The organism is Microcoleus sp. w2-18bC1, from assembly GCF_036700365.1.
Lineage (GTDB): Bacteria > Cyanobacteriota > Cyanobacteriia > Cyanobacteriales > Microcoleaceae > Microcoleus.
On sequence record NZ_JAUBOS010000084.1, the window covers coordinates 1 to 24,177 of the forward strand.

Annotated in this window: 12 protein-coding genes and 1 pseudogene; 8 read left to right on the forward strand and 5 right to left on the reverse strand. The window is 45.5% G+C overall.

Annotated elements, in window-relative coordinates; genetic code table 11:
* Positions 1-102 (forward strand): annotated as a pseudogene (locus QT979_RS26055) (IS5/IS1182 family transposase); the annotation flags it as partial.
* 689 nt (positions 103-791) lie between these two features.
* Here QT979_RS26055 and QT979_RS26060 read toward each other — a convergent pair.
* Together QT979_RS26060 and QT979_RS26065 are read right to left on the reverse strand one after the other, a co-directional pair.
* Entirely contained in the window at positions 792-1,487 is a 696-nt protein-coding gene (locus QT979_RS26060) for a PEP-CTERM sorting domain-containing protein (RefSeq protein WP_333229527.1), read from the reverse strand.
* A gap of 625 nt (positions 1,488-2,112) precedes the next feature.
* On the reverse strand, positions 2,113-2,712 hold the full coding sequence (locus QT979_RS26065; RefSeq protein ID WP_333312117.1) for a sulfite oxidase-like oxidoreductase: 600 nt from the start codon (positions 2,710-2,712) through the stop codon (positions 2,113-2,115).
* Positions 2,713-3,022: 310 nt separating this feature from the next.
* Here QT979_RS26065 and QT979_RS26070 point away from each other — a divergent pair, with 310 nt between their 5' ends.
* A complete protein-coding gene (locus QT979_RS26070; RefSeq protein ID WP_333080936.1) occupies positions 3,023-3,256 on the forward strand; it encodes a hypothetical protein in 234 nt (77 codons plus the stop codon).
* Positions 3,257-3,596: 340 nt separating this feature from the next.
* Here the strand turns inward: QT979_RS26070 and QT979_RS26075 are convergent, their stop codons facing one another.
* Together QT979_RS26075 and QT979_RS26080 are read right to left on the reverse strand one after the other, a co-directional pair.
* Positions 3,597-4,292, reverse strand: coding sequence for a TrkA family potassium uptake protein (locus QT979_RS26075; RefSeq protein ID WP_333312118.1), 696 nt, complete (start codon positions 4,290-4,292; stop codon positions 3,597-3,599).
* Positions 4,293-4,431: 139 nt separating this feature from the next.
* Positions 4,432-5,766, reverse strand: a complete 1,335-nt coding sequence (locus tag QT979_RS26080) for a TrkH family potassium uptake protein (protein WP_333210696.1) — start codon at positions 5,764-5,766, stop codon at positions 4,432-4,434.
* Between the two features lie 260 nt (positions 5,767-6,026).
* Here QT979_RS26080 and QT979_RS26085 point away from each other — a divergent pair, with 260 nt between their 5' ends.
* The 3 genes from QT979_RS26085 to QT979_RS26095 all read left to right on the forward strand — a co-directional run bounded on the left by QT979_RS26085 (position 6,027) and on the right by QT979_RS26095 (position 18,127).
* On the forward strand, positions 6,027-6,980 hold the full coding sequence (locus QT979_RS26085) for a methyltransferase domain-containing protein (protein ID WP_333210698.1): 954 nt from the start codon (positions 6,027-6,029) through the stop codon (positions 6,978-6,980).
* Positions 6,981-7,016: 36 nt separating this feature from the next.
* The gene (locus tag QT979_RS26090; RefSeq protein ID WP_333312119.1) at positions 7,017-8,075 is read left to right on the forward strand and encodes a homogentisate phytyltransferase; all 1,059 of its coding nucleotides are present in this window, start codon (positions 7,017-7,019) and stop codon (positions 8,073-8,075) included.
* A 197-nt stretch (positions 8,076-8,272) separates the two neighbouring features.
* On the forward strand, positions 8,273-18,127 hold the full coding sequence (locus QT979_RS26095; protein WP_333312120.1) for a tetratricopeptide repeat protein: 9,855 nt from the start codon (positions 8,273-8,275) through the stop codon (positions 18,125-18,127).
* Between the two features lie 81 nt (positions 18,128-18,208).
* On the opposite strand, the gene QT979_RS26100 is transcribed toward QT979_RS26095, so the two are convergent.
* Positions 18,209-21,421 carry a glycosyltransferase gene (locus QT979_RS26100; RefSeq protein ID WP_333312121.1) on the reverse strand — a complete coding sequence of 1,071 codons (3,213 nt, stop codon included), beginning with the start codon at positions 21,419-21,421 and terminating at the stop codon, positions 18,209-18,211.
* A gap of 141 nt (positions 21,422-21,562) precedes the next feature.
* Between QT979_RS26100 and cobA the strand changes: the two genes are divergently transcribed.
* The 3 genes from cobA to QT979_RS26115 all read left to right on the forward strand — a co-directional run bounded on the left by cobA (position 21,563) and on the right by QT979_RS26115 (position 23,665).
* Complete coding sequence (gene cobA / locus QT979_RS26105) at positions 21,563-23,128, forward strand: uroporphyrinogen-III C-methyltransferase (RefSeq protein WP_333312122.1); 1,566 nt, start codon at positions 21,563-21,565, stop codon at positions 23,126-23,128.
* Between the two features lie 32 nt (positions 23,129-23,160).
* A complete protein-coding gene (locus QT979_RS26110; RefSeq protein ID WP_333210706.1) occupies positions 23,161-23,355 on the forward strand; it encodes a DUF2281 domain-containing protein in 195 nt (64 codons plus the stop codon).
* A 133-nt stretch (positions 23,356-23,488) separates the two neighbouring features.
* A complete protein-coding gene (locus tag QT979_RS26115) occupies positions 23,489-23,665 on the forward strand; it encodes a type II toxin-antitoxin system death-on-curing family toxin (RefSeq protein ID WP_333210709.1) in 177 nt (58 codons plus the stop codon).
* Positions 23,666-24,177 lie beyond the last annotated feature (512 nt).

Here is a 24,177-nt window from a genome sequence, read left to right on the forward strand (position 1 = left end):
ATACTTTCATCAAGATATCGGAATCGAAGAAGACGCTTCGGATTGAGATTTAATTTGATCGCTGGTATTTATAATTATGAACTTTTTTTGAAGACAAACTAGCGCTCGTCTGAGACTTTCGCAAGAGGTCTAATATGCCTGCCTCACAGGCGAACTAACTTGCCTTTGAATTTAGCCTAGGATGTTGATAATTCAGGCTTTAGCAATGGTTCTTTGCATCTTCTTGTCCGCGGACGCTGCGCGAACAAGCACAGGTGCGACGGACAAACACCAGGGCTGTGGTGGCGATTAAAGTAGCGTGCATCCGGGCGGACATTAAAGTTACTCAACCGATACTGGTGACTTTGTACGATCGAACAATTTACCGTGAGTGAGTTTTGAATTTTGAGTTGGGAGAGGGAGAGAGTGGGAGAGTGGGAGAGTGGGAAAAATCCTCTTGTTTCACGCTGGACTTCTTCACGCTTGACTTCTTCCCTCAACACCCATCTGTTAAATCGATTAAATCCCCTACACTGGGCGTTGCCGAACTTCCCTCTGATATCAAATCCGCGCTTCATCGTCGGGCGTAAAATCGAGTCAACATCCAACACTCAACCATCATTCAGTTTGGCGACCCCGAGTCAACAGTCAATAGTCAACAATCATGAGGAGTGCAACCAGAATTGATATGACTTCTCCCTTCTGACTTTTCAAATCAAGCAAAAGGCGAGCCGATTTCTCATTAGCGCGCCTCCTAATTGAATTTTATTTTGTAAAACGTAAATGAGGAGATTGTTCCCATTTGAAAAAAATCATGAAGTCGTCTTGCTAGCGCGGCGGCGGCGTGCTGCAACCAAGCCACCCAAACCGAGAGCCAAACCAGTCATTGTCATCGGTTCTGGAACTGCTTCTGCGCTCACTGCGAAGTCTTGGAAGTCTGCGTCGTTTTTGTTACCACGATCGTCGAATGAGATTAGCGTGCCTCCATTAAACAGAGAACTTGTACCGTTTGTGAATTTTCCGGCAGCTTGGAAGACTTTGGTGTCTTCTTTGCCAAGTGCGTCCCACAGTTGCGATTGCGCGCCAAACACCGCTTGCTGGCTGCTGCCCTTGTTCAAGCTTGAGGTCGAGTACACACTGCCACCCCAGCCACTGTCGAGCCCCAAAGTGTAAACTTGATTTGCCAGGAATGTGAATACTGCCGAGCCAGAACCCACGACTGTATTGCCCAGAGTTCCTTTCCATTCGTTTGCCCACTCGTTGTCTGAGGATTTAGTTTCCGAAAACAGGGTGCTAACTAGAGAGACCGCCGAGTCCTTCACACTGTAGACTCCCACAGAGGATTGGTACATTCCGTGAGATTCTTTGAAGTTAAACTTGACGCTTGTATCTTGGCTGAATGTGATGCCGTTGGTACCAAAGGAGAAGGCTTGAGCTGGAGCTCCGGCGCCAAACAGAGCTGTGGCGGCGGCGGTAGCTGTGAGGGCGGATAAGAGTTTGGTATTCATAACCTGTTCCTTTTGTGCGATGGTCTTAATATTTTCATTATGCGATACTTTGTTTGTATTTGGTTCACTTTAGGTGAATTTTGACATATTCTTTATCAAGCCTTTACATAACCTTCACAAATGCTATCGATCGCATCTGCCGACGGCAGATCGCTCCCTAATAATGCCCACTCAATAATTATCAATATTGTGGCTTGAAACCTTGCAGTCGCGGGCATGGAGCGCGGGTCAGCCCAAGTAATTTGGATCGGGTTTATGCTAATTTTTTATGATATTCTCAAGTCTAAATTCTCAATAGCAAATACTTAAGTATAAATACGGTAAGATTCCTGGGTACTGACAGTTCCAGAAGTTTTCTATTAGCCAGAAACTGGGAATATGTGTTTTTTGGGGCTGGTGTAGGGGAGTTAAAGTAGTTTATCTATCGGGTAAATTACGTACAAAATGCGATCGTTGGGTCTAGGTATTTTGGTTGAATTAAATAGAGCCCCTGGCGTGAGATATCCCCAAGATGCGATCGAGAAGATGCAATTTCCGCAGATTGAAGCGGTAAAAGACCGGATTGCCCCTCAACAAAGATTGTATAGAGAAGCTGTGGCCCCGTCTTTGCTCCCCATCGCCCGCATCAAAACAGACCGCTGTAGCGTTCCTCTGCCCAAGGTTCGCCCCGCCGATGGTAGCCGTTGCGTTCCCAAAAACCTAGTTCTTCGGTTTCTGTAAACTCCAGGCCGTTAATCCATTTAGCGCTTTTCCAAGCGTACAGGTGGGGAACTACGAGCCGCATTGGGCCGCCGTGGTCTGCGGATAGAGGTTCGCCGAAGACGGTGTGGGCGAAAAAGTTTTCTTCTCGGAGGAAGTCGGCGATCGCAATGTTGGTAGTGTAGCCGCCGTAGCAGTGTTCTAGGACGTGCAGAGCTTTCGGATCGACTTCTATATAGTTCATAAAATCTGTGACTTTGACTCCCGTCCACTGCACGTCGAGTTTTGACCACCGGGTGACGCAGTGAAAATCCGCCGTAAAGTTACTTTGGGGCATGGCCTGGAAGTCCGACCAAGTGAAAGTTTGTGGTTTTGCCAATCCCCAGACTTTAAATTCCCAACTTTCAATGCTGACGGAGGGTGTATCGCCGTAGGTCAGCACAGGAAAACCGTTGGCGAGGTATTGACCCGGGGGGACGCGATCTATGTTTTCTGATTCTGGCTTGCGAAAAAATTTGCCCAGCATTGATTCACGCTCTACAGTAACTGACTGCCATCCTGAGTATAACTTGCAGAGATGAGCGCATCGCAATTCATCTCAAGGTAGAAAAGAAAAGCACTTTTCTAGAAATAAAAATCCCTAAATCATGCTTGATGCCCGCCTATTTATGCCTTGGGAGAGAGCCGAAGCTAAAAATTTAAAAAATTTATCACTCCCGCGTATGAATTACCTAACCTTAAATTTTATCGTAATTATTGGTGCATTTCTGAATCTTTGATGTATTGTTACAATATGCTCAGATGCCATATGTCAAAAAATTGATGGGGTAAAAATCATGATCACAAGTTGCTTGATTCCGTTGACGGTATGCTTGATTGCTTGGTGGGTGACTGCCGGGACTGACAACAGAACGCTAGACGGAATTCCGGCTCCCATAGCTGCAATTATTGGAATGTGTTCGTTAATTTGGTTGGTAGCGGCGTGTCCTTGGCCTGTTGAACTTGCTCTAGTATTGGCGGTGCTGGTTTTCGGCAAAGCTTATTTGCAAAAAATCTTGAAAGTCGGCTGAATTTTTAGGGCTAGCGCTCCTATGATTTGCGGGAGCGCGATGATCGAGTGCTGCTACCTTGTTAAAATTTTTTGCGATTTGTCTGGCTAGGTTCTCCGAGGGGGTCGCAAAGACGGAACCAACCCCAGAACTGGTGAAATTCAATTTACATATTTCAGTTAAAAATTAGAACATAAAGATCGACAGAGAAACCCGGTTTATTTTAGATCAACCGGGTTTTTGAAGGTCTGAAATTTTCACACATCCCGCAAGAATTGCTGAGGAATTCGACACTCGGAATACAAGAAAGTGGGTTTCTGAGTCCAGGAGTGTTGGTGTATGTGCGTAAAATGGCGAGCTGTTAAATTGGCAAGCGATTGATATCTTTATTAGAACCAATTACTACCATCGCGTCGCCCTTTCTCAAGCGTTCGCTTGGCTCCGGATTAATCTCGAACTTTTCGGCGCGCCCGACTGCTAGCAAGTTCAAACCATACCTGCGCCGGAGTTCCAATTCGGAGATGGTTTTACCGTCAAACTTTTCAGGAACGAGCAACTCAACGATGCTGTGAGCTGGGTCGAGGTCAAAGCGTTCTAAAATGCTGGGTTTTGTAAGAAGGCGGGCCAAAGAGCAGCCCATTTCTCGTTCTGGAAAAACTACATGATCTGCGCCGACTTTTTTCAACAGTTTTAAGTGAGTTTCCGAAGAAGCTTTGGCTATTACGTGATTTACCCCGCCTTCCTTAAGGTTTAGGGTGGTGGTAATGCTTTCTGCTAGGTAATTGCCGATCGCCACAATCACTGTTTCAAACTCAAATATACCAGCTTCCCCAAGAGCGCTAGGCTCAGTAGAATCTAACTGCACAACGTGAGCAGCAATACGATCGTTCAAAGCTTGAGTTACTTTTTTTTCATCGGTGTCAATTCCCAGGACTTCGTAACCCAAACCGTGCAGAGTAGAACACACAGCTTTGCCGAAGCGTCCCAAACCAATAACGGCAAACTGCTTGTTGTCGGCGCGCAAAGTGCGAAAAAAATTTAAAGATGACAGGTTCACTGAATATCCAGCGCTGAGCGTCTTGCTGTTGAAATTTTAGCAGAGACAGCGCCGCCTCCTTTTGATTTTTGGCTAAGTAGTAAAAGTTGATTTGGGTTGTCACCCATTGTTTAGATTATCAGCAACGAGGCAGAATTTTTTATCCCACTAACAAACTTTCCTCAGCATACTTAAAAGACCTGGGTTTTGGATCGCCGAAGGCAGCACTCATCAGCAGCAACACGCCAACCCGACCTATGTACATTGTAGCAATCAAAACTAGCTTACCGATCGCTGAAATCTTGGCTGTAATCCCTGTGGAAAGACCGACCGTGGCAAAAGCTGAAACTGCTTCATACAGCGCTGCGATAAATTCTACTTCGGGATTGGTCAGCTCGATTAAAATTGCAGATGTGAATGCGACCAACATGGAACCGAAGACTACACTAATGGTTTTTAGAATCATTGCTGGCGGGATTTGACGCTGATAGCACTCCACATCTTCCTGGCCTTCGAGAACTGCTGTGGTACAGCAAAACAATATTCTAAAAGTTGTGGTTTTGATTCCGCCGCCGGTGCTGCCAGGACTGGCGCCGATAAACATCAGCGCGACAGTCAGAAATAGCGAGGCTTCGCTCATTTTGCCAATGTCAATTGTATTGAATCCCGCCGTGCGGGGAGTAAGAGATTGAAACCAAGCTGCCATCACTTTTTGAGGAAAATTTAGAGAGCCGAAAGTGTCAGGGTTGTCGTATTCCAGCACCAAAAAGGCTAGCATTCCTAAAATCAAAAGGACAGCCGTTGTAGTGGTAACAACTTTGAAGTTCAAAGAAAAAACTGTGCAGATAGGGCTTTTCTTCAAGCGATCGCGCAGCCACAGGTACATTTCCATAATTACTTCATAGCCGATTCCGCCAAATATGATTAAACCACCGACAGTGAAGTTAACCATAGGCGAATTGATGTAGCCGATCAAATTATCTGAATAGATGCTAAAACCGGCGTTGTTAAACGAATTAACGCTGTGAAATATAGCAGACCACACACCCTCTTTAAATCCGTATTGGGGGACGAAAACCGTCATCAGCAAAAACACTCCTGTTAATTCAAACAAAAGGGTTGTTGCTAGAATTGACTGCACGAGTTGTACTACGCCGGCTAGCCCGGATTTGTCGAGAGATTGTTGCAGGGCAACTTTGTCTTTCAAGCCAAAGCGGCGGCCCAATAACAGCAGCAAGAAAGTCGTGGCTGTCATGTAGCCCAAGCCTCCTATTTGCACCAGTAAAACTAGGCACAGTTGCCCCCAAAAAGAGTAATATTTTCCGACATCCACAACCGACAATCCCGTGACGCAGACAGCGGAAGTAGAGGTAAACAGTGCTGTTATTGGATCGCTCCAAGTTCCATCAATTGTGGAAAAGGGCATCATCAGCAATAGAGTACCTGCGAGGATGACAGCGAGAAAGCCCAAAGCAATGGTTCGCGAGACAGTCATTCGATTTTAGGTTTGAGATTTTAGATTTTAGATGTGAGAGGGAACCCACAAATCGATTTGAGATTTGAGGTTTGAGAGGGAAGCCACAAATCGATTTGAGATTTGAGGTTTTAGAGGGAACCCACAAATAGAGCGTCGGGCGTGAAGTCAGGACATCTCTATCTGGCGAAGGCCGGAGACCGATCGAACTCAATCGCCAAATTCTATGACAACAGCGGGAAAATAACGGTAGAATTCCTTTAATAACTTGCGATCCGGCGATGACATCAACACTTTACCAGCAAATTCAGCAACTTTACGACGCTTCTAGCGGTTTGTGGGAGCAGGTGTGGGGCGAACATATGCACCACGGTTACTACGGCCCGGATGGCAATTTGAAAAAAGAGCGCCGACAGGCTCAGATAGATTTAATTGAAGAACTGCTGGCATGGGCTGGAGTACCGTCAGAGAAGGCACTGTGTGAATCTTACCGCATTCTCGATGTCGGTTGCGGGATTGGTGGCAGCACACTGTATTTGACTGAAAAGTTTAGTTCGGTCGCGGCAAATAATTTAAAGTTGGATGGCGAGGCGGATCAAAATTATAGCCGATCGCCTGAACAAAATAAAACGGGCGCTAGCGTTACAGCGACCGGGATTACTCTGAGTCCGGTACAGGCCAACAGAGCGACCGAACGCGCTAAAATTGCCGATGCTCAAAGCAATGTGAACTTTTTGGTGGCCGATGCTTTGAATATGCCTTTTCCTGACGAGTCCTTCGACTTGGTTTGGTCGCTCGAAAGTGGCGAACATATGCCAGACAAAATTAAGTTTTTGCAGGAATGCTGCCGCGTACTCAAGCCGGGAGGAACTTTGATTTTGGCAACTTGGTGTCACCGCCCGCTGGGAGAAACGGCGGGTGAATTAACTGATGAAGAGAGAAAAGAATTGGCAGAAATTTACCGAGTTTATGCTTTGCCTTATGTGATTTCTTTGCCGGAATACGAGGAAATTGTTCGCAGTTTGCCTTTGACAAGTATTCGCACCGCTGATTGGTCAAAAGCTGTTGCTCCTTTTTGGGATGTGGTGATCGATTCTGCTTTGACTCCGAGCGCAATTTGGGGTTTGCTAACTAGCGGTTGGACGACTATTCAAGCAGCACTTGCTCTCGTATTGATGAGCCGTGGATATCAGAGCGGGTTGATTCGTTTTGGGCTGATTTGTGCTGTAAAATAACAGGGATATATCAGAGAAGTTTTGAGTCTTGAGTTGATGAGTAAGGTGCGTATTACGCACCCTACAGAATATTATTTGTTTGGGGTGGGTGTGAGTTTTATGGGCAATGATTCGATTGGCAAGTCTTGGATTGATAAAAATGGCTCGGCTCCGCAAAGCTGGGTGAGGGCTTTTTGGGAGTTTTCTCGGCCGCACACAATTGTGGGTACTAGCTTGAGTGTATTGGCTTTGTACGCGATCGCCCAAAGTGCGCGGCTGTTTGTGAATCCTGTATTTGGGGCCCTAGCTTTTGCCTGGTTGGCTTGCATTTGCGGCAATATTTATATTGTGGGATTAAACCAGTTAGAAGATGTTGAAATTGATAAAATAAATAAGCCGTATTTGCCGATCGCCTCGGGAGTGTTTTCTCAGAAAACCGGGGAATTAATTGTAATTGCAACGGGGATTATAGCAGTTTTGACTGCTGTTTTGCAAGGCCCGTTTTTGCTGGCTACCGTTGGCGTTAGTTTGGCGATCGGGACTGCTTATTCTCTGCCCCCAATTCGGCTGAAACGGTTTCCTTTTTGGGCGGCGCTGTGCATTTTTACGGTGCGGGGCGCGATCGTAAATTTAGGGTTATTTTTGCACTTTAATTGGGTGTTGGGTTTGGGAAGGGCGAAAAGCGCTTTTTCTGGCTGGAGTTTGGAGAGTATGTCTTTTCGGATTCCTGCGGAAGTTTGGGTGCTAACGGTTTTTGTTGTGGTGTTTACGTTTGCGATCGCCATTTTTAAAGATATCCCCGACATGGAAGGGGACAAGCAATATAATATTACTACGTTTACGATTGAGCTGGGCAAGCCTGCCGTCTTTAATTTATCTCGCTGGGTATTGACGGTTTGTTATTTGGGCGCGACTTTGGCGGGAGCGATCGTATTGTCGAATGTTAATTTAGTGTTTCTGGCAGTTTCTCATTTGGCGGCTTTGGGTTTGGTGTGGTTTTGGAGTACGAAAGTTGATTTGGACGATAAAATAGAAATTGCTGCATTTTATCAGTTTATCTGGAAGTTGTTTTTCTTAGAATATCTGATTTTTCCCGCAGCTTGTTTGTTGGGGTAGAAGGGGAAGTTCGGCAACGGATTGTGTAACGGATGTAACGGATGTAACTGCGATGGAATGGGGAAGAAGGAAGAAGGAATGGGGAAGGGGGAAGAAGGAAGAAGGAAGGGGGAAGAAGGAAGAAGGAAGGAAGAGTTAACAAATTAGAATAAGTTGGCAATTACAAGTTAGCGAACTCCCAAACAACCAAGACAACTATGGCTTCTCAAAAAAAATCGCGGAAATCTGCCTGCAAACTGGGTGCCGAAGACTCTTTGAAGTTAGCTTGGGAACATCACCAAGCGGGACGTTTGTTAGAAGCTGAGAATTTGTATCGGCAAATAATAGAAGTGCAGCCGGAATCTGCAAACGTGCTGTGTTTGTTGGGAATAGCGGCGAGACAGCAGGGAAAGATTGCAGAGGCGATCGACTTTTACGAACAGGCGATCGTCCAAAACCGCGATTTTGTAGAAGCACATTTAAATAAGGCTAATGTTTTGCTGGATGTAGGGGAATATCAAAGGGCGATCGTCAGTTACGAACAAGTCATCAAAATCCAGCCCAATTCGGCACTCGCTTACAATAATTTGGGCTGGATTAAACAACAATTAGGCGAAATAGACGCTGCTATTTTATATTACCAAACAGCGCTGCGACTCGACCAAAACCTGCACGAAACAGCGCACAATTTAGGACATTTGTTTAAACATAATAATCAATTAAACGAGGCGATAGCTTATTACCTCCACGCTTTAAAAATAAATCCAAATTTGACATATTCCCTGATGGGCTTGGGAACAGTTTTGCAGCAACAAGGTAAATTAGCCGAAGCTTTCAACTGCTACCAGCAAGCGGTAAAACTAGACCCCAACAATCCCGAAGCTCACAACAATGTAGGAGCATTTTTCCACGAACAAGGCAATGCAAAAGCAGCAATATCCCACTACCGGCAAGCATTAAACTTAAAGCCAGATTTCGTGGAGGCTATTAATAATCTCGGACACGCTTTGGTCGATTTAGGAGAATTTCAAGAGGCTTTTTCTTGTCACAGTCGAGCCTTGGAATTGCAGCCAGACAACGCCACCGCCCACCTGGAATTCGCCTTAACTTTGCTATTGTTTGGAGATTTTCAGCGCGGTTTTGCTGAATACGAGTGGCGGTGGCGCACTCCGCAACTACAACCGAGGCAATTTAAACAGCCGGTTTGGGATGGTTCGGATTTGCAGGGGAAAACTATTTTACTCCACGTCGAGCAAGGCTTTGGCGATTCGATTCAGTTTATTCGCTACGCCCAAATTCTTCGCAGCCAAGGCGCTAAAGTTATGGTGGCTTGCTATCCAGAACTGCTGCGGTTGTTTGCGACAGTTCCTGGTATTAAATATTTATCAGTTAGTCTGGAAGGTTTGCCAGAATTTGACGTTCACGTGCCGCTGATGAGTCTGCCGCGAATTGTCGGGACAACTCTGGAAACAATACCTGCCAATGTTCCTTATTTATATCCGCCTGCTGAGTGCAAGTTTGCGCTTTCTTCTGATGCCAAATTGAAGGTGGGGATTGCTTGGGCAGGGAGTCCGAAGCGCCGGAAAGACAATCAGCGTTCTTGCATATTGAGCGATTTTATTCGATTTTTGGATGTTCCGGGAATCGCTTTTTATAGTTTACAAAAAAACTTGTCCGAGAGCGATCGCACTTTGTTGCACCAACACTTAGTGCCGGATTTAACTCCGCATTTGAACGACTTTGCTGATACCGCTTCGGCTATATCTCAACTGGATTTAGTCATTAGTGTCGATACGGCTGTGGCGCACTTAGCTGGTGCTTTAGGAAAACCGGTTTGGGTGCTGCTTTCTTTTGCTCCTGACTGGCGTTGGCTGCTGGATCGTGAAGATAATCCTTGGTATCCAACTGCGAGGCTTTTCCGCCAAAGTCAGCCGGAAAGTTGGCAAGAATTGTTTGAGGAAGTACAGGCGGCTTTGAGTTTATTTGCGCTGACCAATACTGCTAGTTATTCTGAGGATTCTGCCCACGATCAGCTTGACTTAGTTTCACTCGGAATAACTGCTAATCCTACGCCGTATCTCGATTATGTAGCTCTCAAAATGACAGGTGCAAGCGTAGTTCAAGAGAGTAAACAAACATTTGTGATTGCCAGCGAAGGGTTAGCGGAACGCTCCACAGTTAAGCAATTGCAGGGAATTGAGACCTCTTTTGCGCTCGGAACGGCTGGCAATAATTTGGTTGTCTTAGAGGATTTATTGCGGCAAGCAGAACATTTAATGGAAACAGGAGATAGAGAAGAGGCGATCGCCCTTTACGAACAGATAATATCTCTTGACCCAAATTGCGTTCAAGCGCGGATTAATTTTGGTTTTCTCAAGCAGGAAAATGGCGAATTGGAAGCCGCTATCCCCCATTACCGAGAAGCTTTAGCCATTGATCCAAATATTCCTCAAACAGCTTACAACTTGGCAAAGATTTTTGAGGAACAAGGTCAAGTGGAAGAGGCGATCGCACATTACGAACAAGCTCTTGTCGCTGAACCTAATTTCGTACCCGCACTGATTAATTTAGCTGTGGCGCAGCAAGAAAAAGGCGAACTTTTCAGGGCGATCGAGCTGTACCGGCGAGCGCTGGAAATTAATCCGCATAGCTGGGAAGCTTATAACAATCTGGCAACTGTTTTGCAAGAACAGGGCAATTTAGAAGATGCGCTGGAGTATTATCACAAAGCTCTAGAATTGCTGCCAGATTTTGTGGAAGCTATCAACAATTTAGGCAGGACGTTTCTGGAAAAAGGCGCGGTACAAAATGCCATATCCTGCTACAGACGAGCGATTCATTTAAACCCCAATCACGCTAGCGCTCACCTGAATTTGTCCTTGGCTTTGCTGTTGGTGGGAGATTTGGAAAATGGTCTCGCTGAATACGAGTGGCGCTGGCAAATTAAAGAATTTCACACTGGTCACTCCTGTTTTTTGACGGGGCTGGATAATACTGTTTCGGTGAGAGAATACCGGCCGCTATGGGACGGTTCTGATTTGGTGGGAAAGACTATTTTGCTGCACGCCGAACAAGGTTTAGGTGATTCGCTTCAGTTTATTCGCTACGCTGCGATCGTCAAAAATAAAGGCGGTAGGGTCATTGTGGGCTGTTACCCGCAATTGCACCGTTTATTTGCAACGGTTGATGGCATTGATTTGCTAATAGTTAAAGGGGAGCCACTGCCGGAATTTGACGTGCAAGTGCCCATGTTGAGTTTGCCCTATATTATCGGTACGAAGCTGGAAACAATACCAGCAAATACTGCTTATTTATCTCCGCCTGCGGGTGCTGAATTTAAGCTTGGGCCCGATCGCACTTTGAAAGTTGGCATTGTCTGGGCGGGGAATCCAAAACACCGCAAAAACAAGCAGCGTTCGTGCAGTTTGAGTCAGTTTCTGCCGCTTTTGGACGTTTCGGGGGTAAGCTTTTACAGCTTGCAGAAAGAGGTTTCTGAGGCAGATCGCGCGCTGTTGAATCAAACGTCGATCGTAGATTTGAGCCCGTATTTTGGCGATTTTGCTGATACTGCTGCTGCGATCGCCAAACTGGATTTAGTCATTAGTGTCGATACCGCTGTCGCCCATTTGGCGGGCGCTTTGGGCAAACCAGTGTGGATTTTGCTGGCGTTTTCGCCGGATTGGCGGTGGCTGTTGGAACGGGAAGATAGTCCTTGGTATCCCACGGCGCGGCTGTTTCGCCAGCATCAGCGGGGCGACTGGGAGGACGTTTTCGATCGGGTGGCGGCAGCTCTAGGCGCGGTTGCTGCTGCATTTGTGCCGTCGGATTCGGCGGATGCAGAGTTTCGGTTGGGCGTGGATTTGCAGCAGCAAGCCGATTTTGGCGGTGCGATCGCTTGTTATGAGCGAGCGATCGCGCTCAATCCTAATTACGCAGCCGCGCACAGCAATTTAGGCGTTGTCAAACAACAAGCGGGCAGGCTCCCAGAGGCGATCGCGCACTACCGACAAGCCCTAGCAATCGACGGGAATTTGGCGGAAACTGCGAGCAATTTGGGCAGCGCGCTCGCGGAAGCAGGGGAGACTGAAGAGGCGATCGCAGAATATCAGCGGGCGCTGTCTTTAAACCCGAATTGCGCGGAAGCGCTGATTAATTTGGGCCTGTTGCGGGAAGAACAAGGGGACGTGGTGGAGGCTATAAGCTGCTATGAGCAAGCGATTCAAGTGAATCCTAATTGCGCGGTGGCTTATTTGAATTTGGGAATTGCTTTGGAGGCACAAGGGGAGGATGCGATCGCGAATTACGAACGCGTGATCGCAAATTACGAACGGGCGATCGCGATCGCTCCCAATGATGTGGAGGCTTTGCAGCATTTAGCATACGCCTCGATCCGACAGGGCAAAATTGACCGCGCGATCGCATACTATGATCGAGCTCTGGCGCTGCAACCGGATGGGGCAGAAACTGATCTCGCTTGCGGGAGTTCGCTGTCTAGTCCAGATAAGTTGGATGAGGATTTAGCTGTTTGCCAGCAAGCGATTCAGGCATCGCCAGCCAGTGCACAGGCTCACGGCAATCTAGGAATTGTCCTGCATAAACAGGGCAAAATTGAAGATGCGATTGCCTGCTATCAGCAAGCTTTGAGCCTGAAACCCGACTTTCCACAAGCTTTGAACAATCTCGGCAAAGCTTTTGAGGAAGCGGGAAAAATGGCAGAGGCGATCGATTGTTACCGTCGGGCGATCGAACTCAAACCCGGTTATATCAATCCCCTCACCAGTTTGGGAAGTGCTTTGCACAATCGCGGACAATTTGCGGAGGCTCTCACCTACTACAGCCAAGCAGTTAAATTTAATGTCGCTAGCCCCGAATCTCACTTAAATTTAGGTTTAGCTTTGCTGCTGTCTGGAGACTTGCAGCGTGGTTTTTGCGAGTACGAATGGCGACTCCTAGTTAAAGAAAAACAGTTCCGGCGCCACAACTTTATTCAGCCGCTTTGGGATGGTAAAGATTTGGAGGGGAAAACTATTTTGCTTGGCCCGGAACAGGGTTTAGGCGATGCAATTCAGTTTATCCGCTATGCAGATTTAGTCAAGCAAAAAGGAGGCAGGGTAATTGTTTGGTGTTTGCCACACTTGCAGCGCTTGTTTGCACAAGTTTTGGGAATCGATGGGTTAATAGTTAATCCAGAGGATGCGCCGGATTTTCAAGTTCAGGTCCAGCTAATGAGTTTGCCACACATTCTGGGAACAACTTTAGAAACTATACCGGCGAATGTTCCTTATTTAGCTCCGCCGCCCGGTTGGGAATTTACTCTCAATCCAACTACTAATTTGAAAGTAGGGATTGTGTGGTCTGGAAATCCTAAAAATTCCCAAAATAAGGTGCGATCGTTACCCCTAAATTTGTTGACAAAACTGTTAGATATTCCCGGAGCAGAATTTTATAGTTTGCAACAGGAAATGACAGCAGACGATCGCGCTTTGTTAGAGCAAATGCCTGTAACAGATTTAAGCTATTATTTGCACGACTTGGCGGATACTGCGGCGGCAATTTCGGCTCTGGATTTAGTGATTTCTGTAGATACTTGTGTGGCACACTTGGCTGGTGCTTTGGGCAAACCCGTGTGGATTTTGCTCTGTTTTGTGCCGGATTGGCGGTGGATGTTGCAACGCGAAGATAGTCCTTGGTATCCCACGGCGCGGCTGTTTCGCCAGTCAACAGCGGGAGATTGGGAAGGAGTTTTAGAACAAGCTAGTTTGGCGCTCAGAGAAAGAATTATCCAGCATCAGGAAGCTCAACCACTAATAGAAGCTCAGCCCAATGTTGACTTAGCTCAAGAACAGTTCAATTGCGGAAATGTTCTGAAAGCGCAAGGTAGATCTTCCGAGGCGATCGCTTGTTTTAAAAATGCTTTAATTTTGCAGCCGACCTCGATCGAAACCGCCACTAATTTGGCAGTGACACTGCACCAAACAGGCAATTTAGCCGAAGCTGCCACCTATTATCAGCGCGCGATCGAAATCGACCCTAACTGCGCTCAAGCGCAAAATAACTTAGGTATTTTGCTGCAAGATCAAGGCAATATAGCCGATGCTGTATCTTGTTTTCAAAAGGCGATCGCCCTGAATCCGATTTACGTCAAAGCTCTCAACAATCTCGGCGCGATACTTCAGCAGCAGGGCGAGTTGCCAACTGCGATCGCCTGTTTTCATCAAGCACTTTCTGTCAATTCCAATTATGCGCCAGCGCTGGTAAATTTGGGTGCGGCGATGCAAGCACAATCTCAGCTAGCCGAGGCTGAACGCCTTTACGAGCGTGCAATTGAAGCAGAACCAAACAATCCTACAGCACACTATCACCTGGGAACGTTATGCTTGGCGGCGGGAAAAATAGAACAGGCAATTTCTAGCTTAGAACGAGCCATATCTTTGAACCATAATTATCTAGAAGCTATTACTAATTTAGGCAGTGCTGTTGAACAATTAGGAGACGTAAATCGAGCAATTTTTTGTTACAATCAAGCTATAAAACTTGATGCAAATTGTGTTAAAGCTCACTTCAATTTAAGCTTAGTCTTGCTGTTGACTGGAGATTGGCTGCGCGGTTTAGCAGAATACGAGTGGCGCTGGCAAACTGAACAGGCGAAAAAATTACCACGGTTGAATTTTGATCAACCAGTTTGGGACGGTTCAGATTTGAACGGACAAACTATTTTGCTCCGATCCGAACAAGGTTTAGGCGATGCCATTCAATTTGTGCGCTACGCGGCAATGGTGCAGCAAAAAGGTGGCAAAGTAATCCTTTCTTGCTATCAAGAACTGAAGCGTTTATTTAAGCAGATTCCTGGCATCGAACAAGTGGCGGTTCGGATGGATGAATTGCCGTATTTCCAAGTGCAAGCACCTCTGATGAGTTTGCCGTATATTCTCGGAACAAATTTAGAAAATATACCGGCAAGTATTCCTTATTTAGCTGCGCCGCCCAATTGGCAATTTTCTCTAAATTCCGATGGTAAGTTTAAAGTTGGGATTGCGTGGGCTGGAAGTGCGGAACATTTGAAGGATTTTCAGCGATCGAGCGATTTAAGCTATTTCCTCACATTATTAGATATCCCCGGTGTAACTTTTTACAGTCTTCAGAAAGACTTATCGCCTGAAAATCGTAGTTTGTTAACTCAAATTCCCGTGATAGATTTGAGCGACAATTTGAACGATTTTGCCGATACTGCGGCGGTGATATCGCAACTAGATTTAGTAATTTGCGTGGATACGGCTGTCGCGCACTTAGCCGGTGCTTTGGGTAAACCCGTATGGATTTTGCTGTGTTTTATGCCGGATTGGCGGTGGATGTTGGAACGCGAAGACAGCCCTTGGTATCCGACGGCGCGACTGTTTCGGCAGCATACACCGGGCGATTGGGAGGAAGTATTCGATCGCGTAAAAACAGCCTTGCTAGAAAGGGCGGGCACGAGGGAACCGCCCCTACAATCTACTCGTTCCCAAGCTGTGCCTGGTAACGGAGATACCGAAGCTTCGGCTCGATTTTCTTTGTCGCCCGCACAGGTACAATTTCACCTAGCAAAAGCCTTAGAAAAACAAGGTAAAAAAGCAGAGGCAGCCGTTCGCTACGAACAAGTAATTGCCGCCTCACCCAGCCACGCCGAAGCCCACAGTTATTTAGGTTATCTCAAACAGGAAAACGGGCAAATAATCGAGGCAATTTCGCACTACAAACAAGCGCTAGAAACCAATCCCAACCTGAGCGAAACAAACTTATATTTTGGTTCCGCCCTCGAAGAACAAGGAAAAGTCGCAGAGGCGATCGACTTCTACAATAAAGCAATTCAACTACGTCCCAACTCGCCAAATTGGCGCTTGAGACTAGCCTTAGCTTTGCTCTTAACTGGAAATTTTGAGCGTGGTTTTGCGGAGTACGAATCGCGCTGGCAAACTCAACAATTGGATCAGCGCTCTTTTGAGAAACCACTTTGGGACGGCTCGGATTTGCAGGGAAAAACAATTTTATTGCACCCTGAACAAGGTTTTGGTGATACGATACAATTTATCCGCTACGCGGCTTTAGTTAAGCAAAAAGGCGGCAAAGTTATTGTTGCTTGTCATGTCTTGCTGAAGCGTTTATTTGAAGGAATTGCAGGAGTCGATCGAGTAGGAGTCAAGCCCAGCGATTTGATAGATTTTCAAGTGCAAGCCCCGCTGCTAAGTTTGCCCCGAATTCTGGGAACGACTTTGGAAAATATACCGGCAAATATTCCTTATTTAGCCCCACCACAGAATTTTAAATTTTCCCTAGAGCCGAACAATAAACTAAAAGTCGGTCTTGTGTGGGCGGGCGGCCCGCTGCACCGCAACAATCATCGGCGATCGTGTAAATTGAGCGATTTTGTGAAATTTGTAGATGTTCCGGGAGTGAGTTTTTACAGCCTTCAGAAAGATTTGTCAGGAGGCGATATTACTTTATTAAAGCAACACCAAATTGAAGATTTGAGCAACCATTGCGTAGATTTTGCCGACACCGCAGCAATTATTTCGCAACTCGATTTAGTAATTTGCGTAGATACTTCTGTGGCGCATTTGGCCGGTGCTTTGGGCAAACCCGTCTGGATTTTGCTGTCTTTCGTGCCCGATTGGCGCTGGATGCTGGAACGCGAAGATAGCCCTTGGTATCCCACTGTGCGTCTGTTTCGCCAGCAAAAAGCTGGTGATTGGGATGGAGTTTGCGATCGTATAAAAGCAGCCTTAGAACAGCTAATTTCCCATCCTCTCCCTCGCTACCTGGCTCTGCCTGGTAACGCATATTCAGAGGCTCCGTCTCAAATCCAACCCCCAGAAACTCCGCCTCAAATTCAGCCCCCAGAAACTCCCCCACAAATTACAGGAATGGGCATCAGTTGGCCGATCAGCATCACCAGCGGCTGGGGAATTTACGCCCTGAATTTAACACTACAACTGCGGCAAAATCCAGCCTGGGAAGTTGCACTTTTAGCACCGCCATCAATCACCTCAGAATCAATGAATCCGCTGCATAAATCGCTGTTGTTACCTGTAATTGAAAAGCACAAAAGTTTTCAGGAATTAGTAGCAGCAAATTCCGACAAACAAATCAGTTGTAATTTTCCCGTACTTTACGCTTTGGGGAATAATTTAGCATCGTCGGGAGTTGACAATCAAATTACCAGCGCTTGTCAAATAGGAGTCATATTTTTTGAAGACACACGAATCACAGCAGAAGCACTAGAAACAGCCAAAAAATATAGCGTGATTGTCGCCGGTTCCAACTGGAATGCGGATGTTTTGAGAAGCTGCGGCTTGACTAATGTGGCGATGGTACATCAAGGAATTGACCCAACAATTTTCCATCCTGCACCCAAATCTAATCTATTTGGCGATCGCTTCGTCATTTTCTCTGGCGGCAAACTGGAATATCGCAAAGGTCAAGATATTGTAATTGCCGCTTTCAAACGATTTCGCGCCAAACATCCAGAGGCTTTGTTACTAACAACATGGCACAACTTCTGGCCTCAGTATATGCTAGGAATCGAACAAACCGGAAACGTTGCCGGACTTCCCAATATCAACCGCGACGGAAGTTTAGAAATTTCTCAATGGTTAGTGGCTAACGGTTTGCCGGTTGACTCTTTTATCGACATCGGCTTAATTCCCAATCACCTCACCGGACAAATTTTGCGAGAAGCCGACTGCGCTGTTTTCACTAACCGCTGCGAAGGCGGCACTAATTTAGTCGCAATGGAAAGTATGGCCTGCGGAATTCCGACTATTTTATCAGCAAATACTGGTCATTTAGATTTGATTTACAGCCATATTTGCTATCCTTTATGGAGTCAAGGACGAGTTAAAGTGACGGCTCCTTTTTCTGGTGTAGAAGGTTGGGGAGAGTCTGATGTGGCAGAAGTTGTCGAGGCTTTGGAGCAAGTTTATACTAATCGCGAAGAAGCAAAACGGATCGGTTTAGCTGCGGCTAACTTTATGCTGGATTGGACTTGGGAAAAACAAGTTCAACGCTTTCTCGATGTTATATCAAATTCGCTTTAAAAATCATCTTTTCCGGCGAATAGAATTCGCTACTACACAAACAAAGTCGGCGAAGGCGGACTAAATAGTAAATAATCCGGCTCAAGTTGCGATTTTATCCAATAGCTTTTCCGCAACATTCACGCTTTCAATATCGTAAAGTTCCCGGTTGTAACAAACAATTTGTGCTACCAACTTGTGATGATATTGCTGAGCTTTTGCCAACATAGAAACCTGGGAACGCCGATAATTGACAACTACTTCTCTCGTTCCCAAAAAGGGAATATTGTGCTTATGGCAGTTAACCCAAAACTCCCAATCTTCGTAACCTTCCTTCATCCCAACTTTGTACCCGCTGACCAAATCCAAAATAGATTTGTGATAAAGTGAAGACGGGTGAATCATGTTAGATTTCTTGATATTTTCGGGCGAATACAACTCGTAACTTGGTACTATACGATTTTCCGTGCCAAACATTTGATAAGAACCAAAGGCTACGCAAGGGACATTTGATTTTAAACATATTTCTAAAAGGTCAGTCAAGGCGTTTTCAGCTAGGATATCATCGGCATCTAAAGGCATGATGTATTCACCGTTTGCGGCTGCTATGCCCGCATTTCTAGCACTTGAAAGCCCTTGATTTGTTTGTTCTACAAGCGTAATTTGATATTGGGAATTTGCTAATATTAAATTTTGGGCAACTGTGCTGGTACTATCTAAGCTGCCGTCGTTGACAATGATAATTTCCCAATTTTTGTAAGTTTGGTTAATCACGCTAGTTACTGCTTCCACCAAAAAATGAGATTGATTGTAGCAGGGAATAATCACAGATACCAAAGGTCGATCTGCCAATTGTGGCGATGCTGTAACTTGTTTGACACTTTCTGATTGTAAATTATGTGCCGAATTTCTAGCAGTTTGCAAACTGTAAAAATAAATCTTGGGATGGACGATGGCTAATTGATTCAGAGCGGTATTTTGATATTCATTTACTAGCCTCGGATATCCCGACAAGTATTCTTGTTTAACAAAAATCAAGACATTCTGAGCGTACCAAGGCTCTACTTTGTCATTGTTCCATATTTTTTTTCTCAAGCCGTCAATAACTGCATAACCGTTTTTCTGAAAGTAATAAGCCCAATATTGTGGCCACTGTTCGTTAACGTGTTCGACACCGCCTTGAAATGGTATTGCTGCTGAAAACAAAATTACTGGTGCTAGTTGAGTGAGAGAATTAACAAAGTTTTCGGCACAGGTAGCCGGCAAATGTTCGGCCACTTCTAGGGAAATTGCTAAGTCAAACTTTCTGTTTATTTGCAGCGGTTGCTTTAAATCGGCGGATTGGAACTGATTTAAAGGAATTTGTAAAATAGTGCGATCGACATAATCGCCATCTATTCCCAAACAATCAGCAATTCCCAATTTGTGAAACGCAGCTAACCAACTTCCCGTACCGCAGCCCACATCCACCACACTTTTAGGTAAAATCGGTTGCAGCAAGTCTAACAGCAGGGGAATAATTTCTCTAGCAGAAGTGCGAGTTCCTTCTCCGATTAATTGGTAAAAATCTCTTGTATAAGATGACTGTTGATTTTGATTGGTTGGGCTGGCTGTTTGAGAATTAATTGTCTCTAAACTGCTAATATTGTAGCCGTGCAAATGTGCTGGAAACTGCCAGGAAATCTTGGGATCGGGTTGATGTTTTACAGGCTCGACATTTCCCCGCCAAGCCGCACCCATAATTTGCATTGTTTGATAAATTACAGTATTCCATCCCCTTTGCTTTAAGTAATCCAAACCTTGAGCGACATCGGGAGCACTTAAATCGTGAAATAAAATTATTGCATCTTCTTCCGCCAATTTTTCGCAAACAATTGCGTCATTTAACGGGCCCGGTTTTCCGTGTTCTCCGTCAATAAAAATTAACGACCATTTGCGGTTGAATTGAGCAGAAAATTCTTCGACTCTTTGGGGGCTGTAGCCTGGTATTAGCTCGACTGATGTTTGAACGCCCGACGCATTTAGAGCACATTGAATTGAGTCGATTACGCTTTGTCTAATGTCCTCTCTTTCTAACAATGGATCTACGACATCTAACTCAACTCCTGCGAGGGCTAGGTGACAGGCCGACCACCCTAGCCAGCAACCTATTTCTAATGCTTTTTTACCTTTGAATTGCAGGGCTGTATTGTAAAGGATATGTGCTTCGTCGCGATTCAAAAACCCGATGAATGGATAGCGCTTGTCTGCATACCAATTATGCGGAATTTCCCGGCGCAAGTAAGGCCAGTTACTCGCATTTGGATCGGCAATAATCATATTGGGGAAATAGGAGTCAGGTATAATTATTTGGAACCCTGGCGAAACGTAATCCCCTGGTTGTAATAAATTATTTTTGCTAAGTTCAGGTTGTTGGTAAGTCATTTTTGGTTCTTGAAATATTGGTATTGCTGGCTGTTTTTTAGGTTGATAACGGACGCTAATTTCCAGGATATCGCCGTCAGTTGCCATCAATTGTACTCGGTCAAACTGCTGGCGGCCAGCTAAATGCAAAATGCCGATCGCCTCCTGCGGCAAGTAAGGTTCCACAAAACAGCCTCGCTGCTTGTCCCAAACCGGAAAACCGTTGAATATCCAATTGCACCAAGCTGGGAGCATTTCAGTGAGATTGAACAATTCGTTACTGTAAACAGCGAGGTTGAGGGCAAATTGATCTGTCATGACACAGCCTGATCTCTGCAATCCTTGATGGAGTTTTTCAGCCCATACTTCCCAGTGCAAAGCATCTTTTTGGAGGGCAAAAACTCCGGCATTTAATATAGGATAACTGTAGAATTTTTTAGCGGTTTCTTCACCAAAGTTAGCTTCATATTGTTGATAAACCCACTGCCAAAACTGAGGCAGTTGCCCGTACTGCTGCAAGCTTGCCCTGTGAACTTCGGGAACAATTGCCAGTCCCCGGCGCGATGCTCCTTCAACCAACAAATTAATTGCTCTCCAGTCTTGAACCCAAGCATCCGCATCAATCCAAATGTATATATCAAAATTGGGAAAGTATTTTCGCAAACAAGGTCTAACTAATAGTCCTTTTAAATGTTCGGGAGCTTCATTTCTGCCAGGAAAGTCAAAGTCCCAATCTGGCTTTTGAATGATATTAACTTGTCTTTCCAGCCACTGCAACTGTTCGGGAGTGCAACCGAGATCGAAAAAGCCGATCGCCACATTTTCACCCTCTGGTTTTTCCCGCACCGATAAAATAGTACCTCGCACTAATTCAAAGTAATTTGCATCGGCGGCCGTGATGATAATCTGCATAAATAGCTTTTCTAATACAATAAACTGGGGAGTATACCGTAGGGTGCGCCTCGGCGCGTCTTACTATAGTTTAGGGTGCGCCTTGGCGCGTCTTACTATAGGCTAGCAATATTCATACAACTATACTATCGAGGAGGAATTGTGAAAAACCAAAAAGGGAAAGTTTATTTAGTCGGTGCGGGGCCCGGAGATTGTAACTTGATGACAGTGCGATCGCACAAACTGCTATCCCAAGCCGAAGTCTTAATCTATGACGCTCTAATCGACATCCCGCAACTCGAATTAATCCCAGCAACTTGTCGAAAAATCGAAGTCGGCAAACGTGGCGGCAAACCTTCCACCCAGCAGCAAGAAATTAACCGCTTGCTGGTAGAACATTGCCAAGTTGGAAAACAAGTAATCCGCTTAAAAAGTGGCGATCCGTTTATTTTTGGTCGCTCCAGTTCGGAAATTCAAGCATTAATCACAGCGGGCTGCGAGTTTGAAGTAATACCCGGAATTTCCTCCGCCCTAGCCGCACCTTTACTAGCAGGAATTCCCCTCACAGACCCGGTAATGAGTCGCTGTTTTGCAGTGATGAGCGCCCACGAACCCGATGATCTGGAATGGGAAGCATTAGTGCAGATAGAAACTTTGGTAATATTGATGGGAGGACGCAATTTAAGCGAGATAATTTGGCAATTGCAAAAGCACGGACGATCGCCAGAAACTCCGATCGCTATTATCCGAGATTGCGGCCGCCCCGAACAGCAAATTTGGCTCGGCACTCTCTCCAACATTGTACAGCAAACAGCAGGTCAATCTCTGTCGCCTTGCGTGACCGTAATTGGGGAAGTAGTTAGATTGCGCGAATATTTAATCCAGCCAGAAAGCACAAATATGATCGATACACCTGTCACCATTAATAATAGCAAATTGCCGCTAGCAGGAAAAACCATTTTAGTCACGCGATCTGTTTCTCAGTCGGCTGAATTTAGCGATCGACTGCAGCAACAAGGAGCCCGCGTGATCGAAATGCCCGCCTTGGTAATTGGGCCACCTTCGACTTGGGAACCATTAGACAGTGCGATCGCACAATTGTCAAGCTTTCGCTGGTTAATTCTCACTTCCCATAACGCTGTAGACTGCTTTTTCCAACGATTACAAGCAAAAGGCAAAGACGCCCGCAGCTTGTTTGGTATTAAAATTGCAGTTGTCGGCAAAAAAACAGCAGAAAGTTTGCGATCGCACTCTCTACAACCAGACTTTATTCCCCCCAACTTTGTCGCCGATTCCCTAGTAGAAAACTTCCCGGATAACTTGCAAAACTGCAAAATCCTATTTCCCAGAGTAGAAAGCGGAGGCAGAGAAGTTTTAGTTAAAGAATTCACCGCCAAAGGAGCGCAAGTAATAGAAGTGCCAGCTTACCAATCTTGCTGTCCAGAAAATATTGATCCTATCGCCCTATCCGCACTCCAAAATCAAGCCGTAAATATCATAACATTTGCCAGTTCCAAAACCGTACATAACTTTTGTAATCTCATACAAGAAAGCCCAAAATTATCCCTATCTAAGGATTGGTTGGAAAGCGTTTGCATCGCATCCATCGGCCCTGAAACTTCCAAAAGCTGTCAGAAATTATTGGGTCAGTTAGATGTGGAAGCTAAGGAATATACCTTAGACGGATTGACTGAAGCGATCGTTGAATGGGCACAAGCGAGGTTGTAAAATAGTTGTACGATCATTAAGAGGAAAGAAACATGACCGCAAAAGACCAACTTCTTCAAGAACTCGACCAAGTACCAGAACTCGTGCTGCTGAAAGTGCTTGAATTTGTCCGTTCCTTAAAAACTGAAGAAGAAGAACAACAAAAACTAGAAGCCAAAGCATGGCAGGCATATCTAGATTCAGAACGCGAAATAAAGGAGGTTTATCGTCGCCTTGCCAACTCCTAATTTTGTCAGCCCAAGTATGGTTGTCAATATCCACGCCAGACAGATAGAAAGATTTGGTGGCACTCCTGGCGTTAGAGATGAAGGCTTGTTGGAGTCGGCTTTGGCTTAACCGCAAGCAACTTTTGGCGGTCAATTGTTGCATCTGAAAATTGCCGAACAAGCTGCTGCTTATCTCTATCACATAGCGAGGAATCATCCGTTTATTGACGGTAACAAGCGATCAGCTTTTGCGGTGACAGATACCTTTTTGCGTTTGAATGGTTGTACTCTGAATTTGACCAAGAATTTCTTGATGGTACCGGCCACGTGATTTATCCGTGGAATCAATCCAAAATCTAAAATCTAAAATCCTCAAGCCCCCAAATTTATCCGTGGGGTCAATCCAAAATCTAAAATCTAAAATCTAAAATCTAAAATCGAATGACGGAGGATCGAGCATAGGATTTAGTCATGCCAGTCGCAGGAGGAACGATGACTAAGGAACAATTAAGCACCGAGTTTGAGTCATGTATTGTTTAGTTTTAATAAGTAAGTTGGGCAGTGCGCTACATTGAGATTAACTAAGGTGCGCCCATAAGCGCCCTACAGTGAAAAAGGGAATCGAGGAACAAAAAAGCGAGTAAAATTATCACTAAAGAACAAAGCCGAGATCCTTTGCGTCAAATCAGTAATAAAACTAAACAGAAAATAGCACCAACCGCCGATCGCCCTTTCTCCGCCAAATCCCGCTACCCAGCTACTAATTAGCAATAGCCATGAATATAAATTTTTCTCGTTACGACACCTTAACCACCCTGCTAGCAGGAACTACCGCAGCCTTAA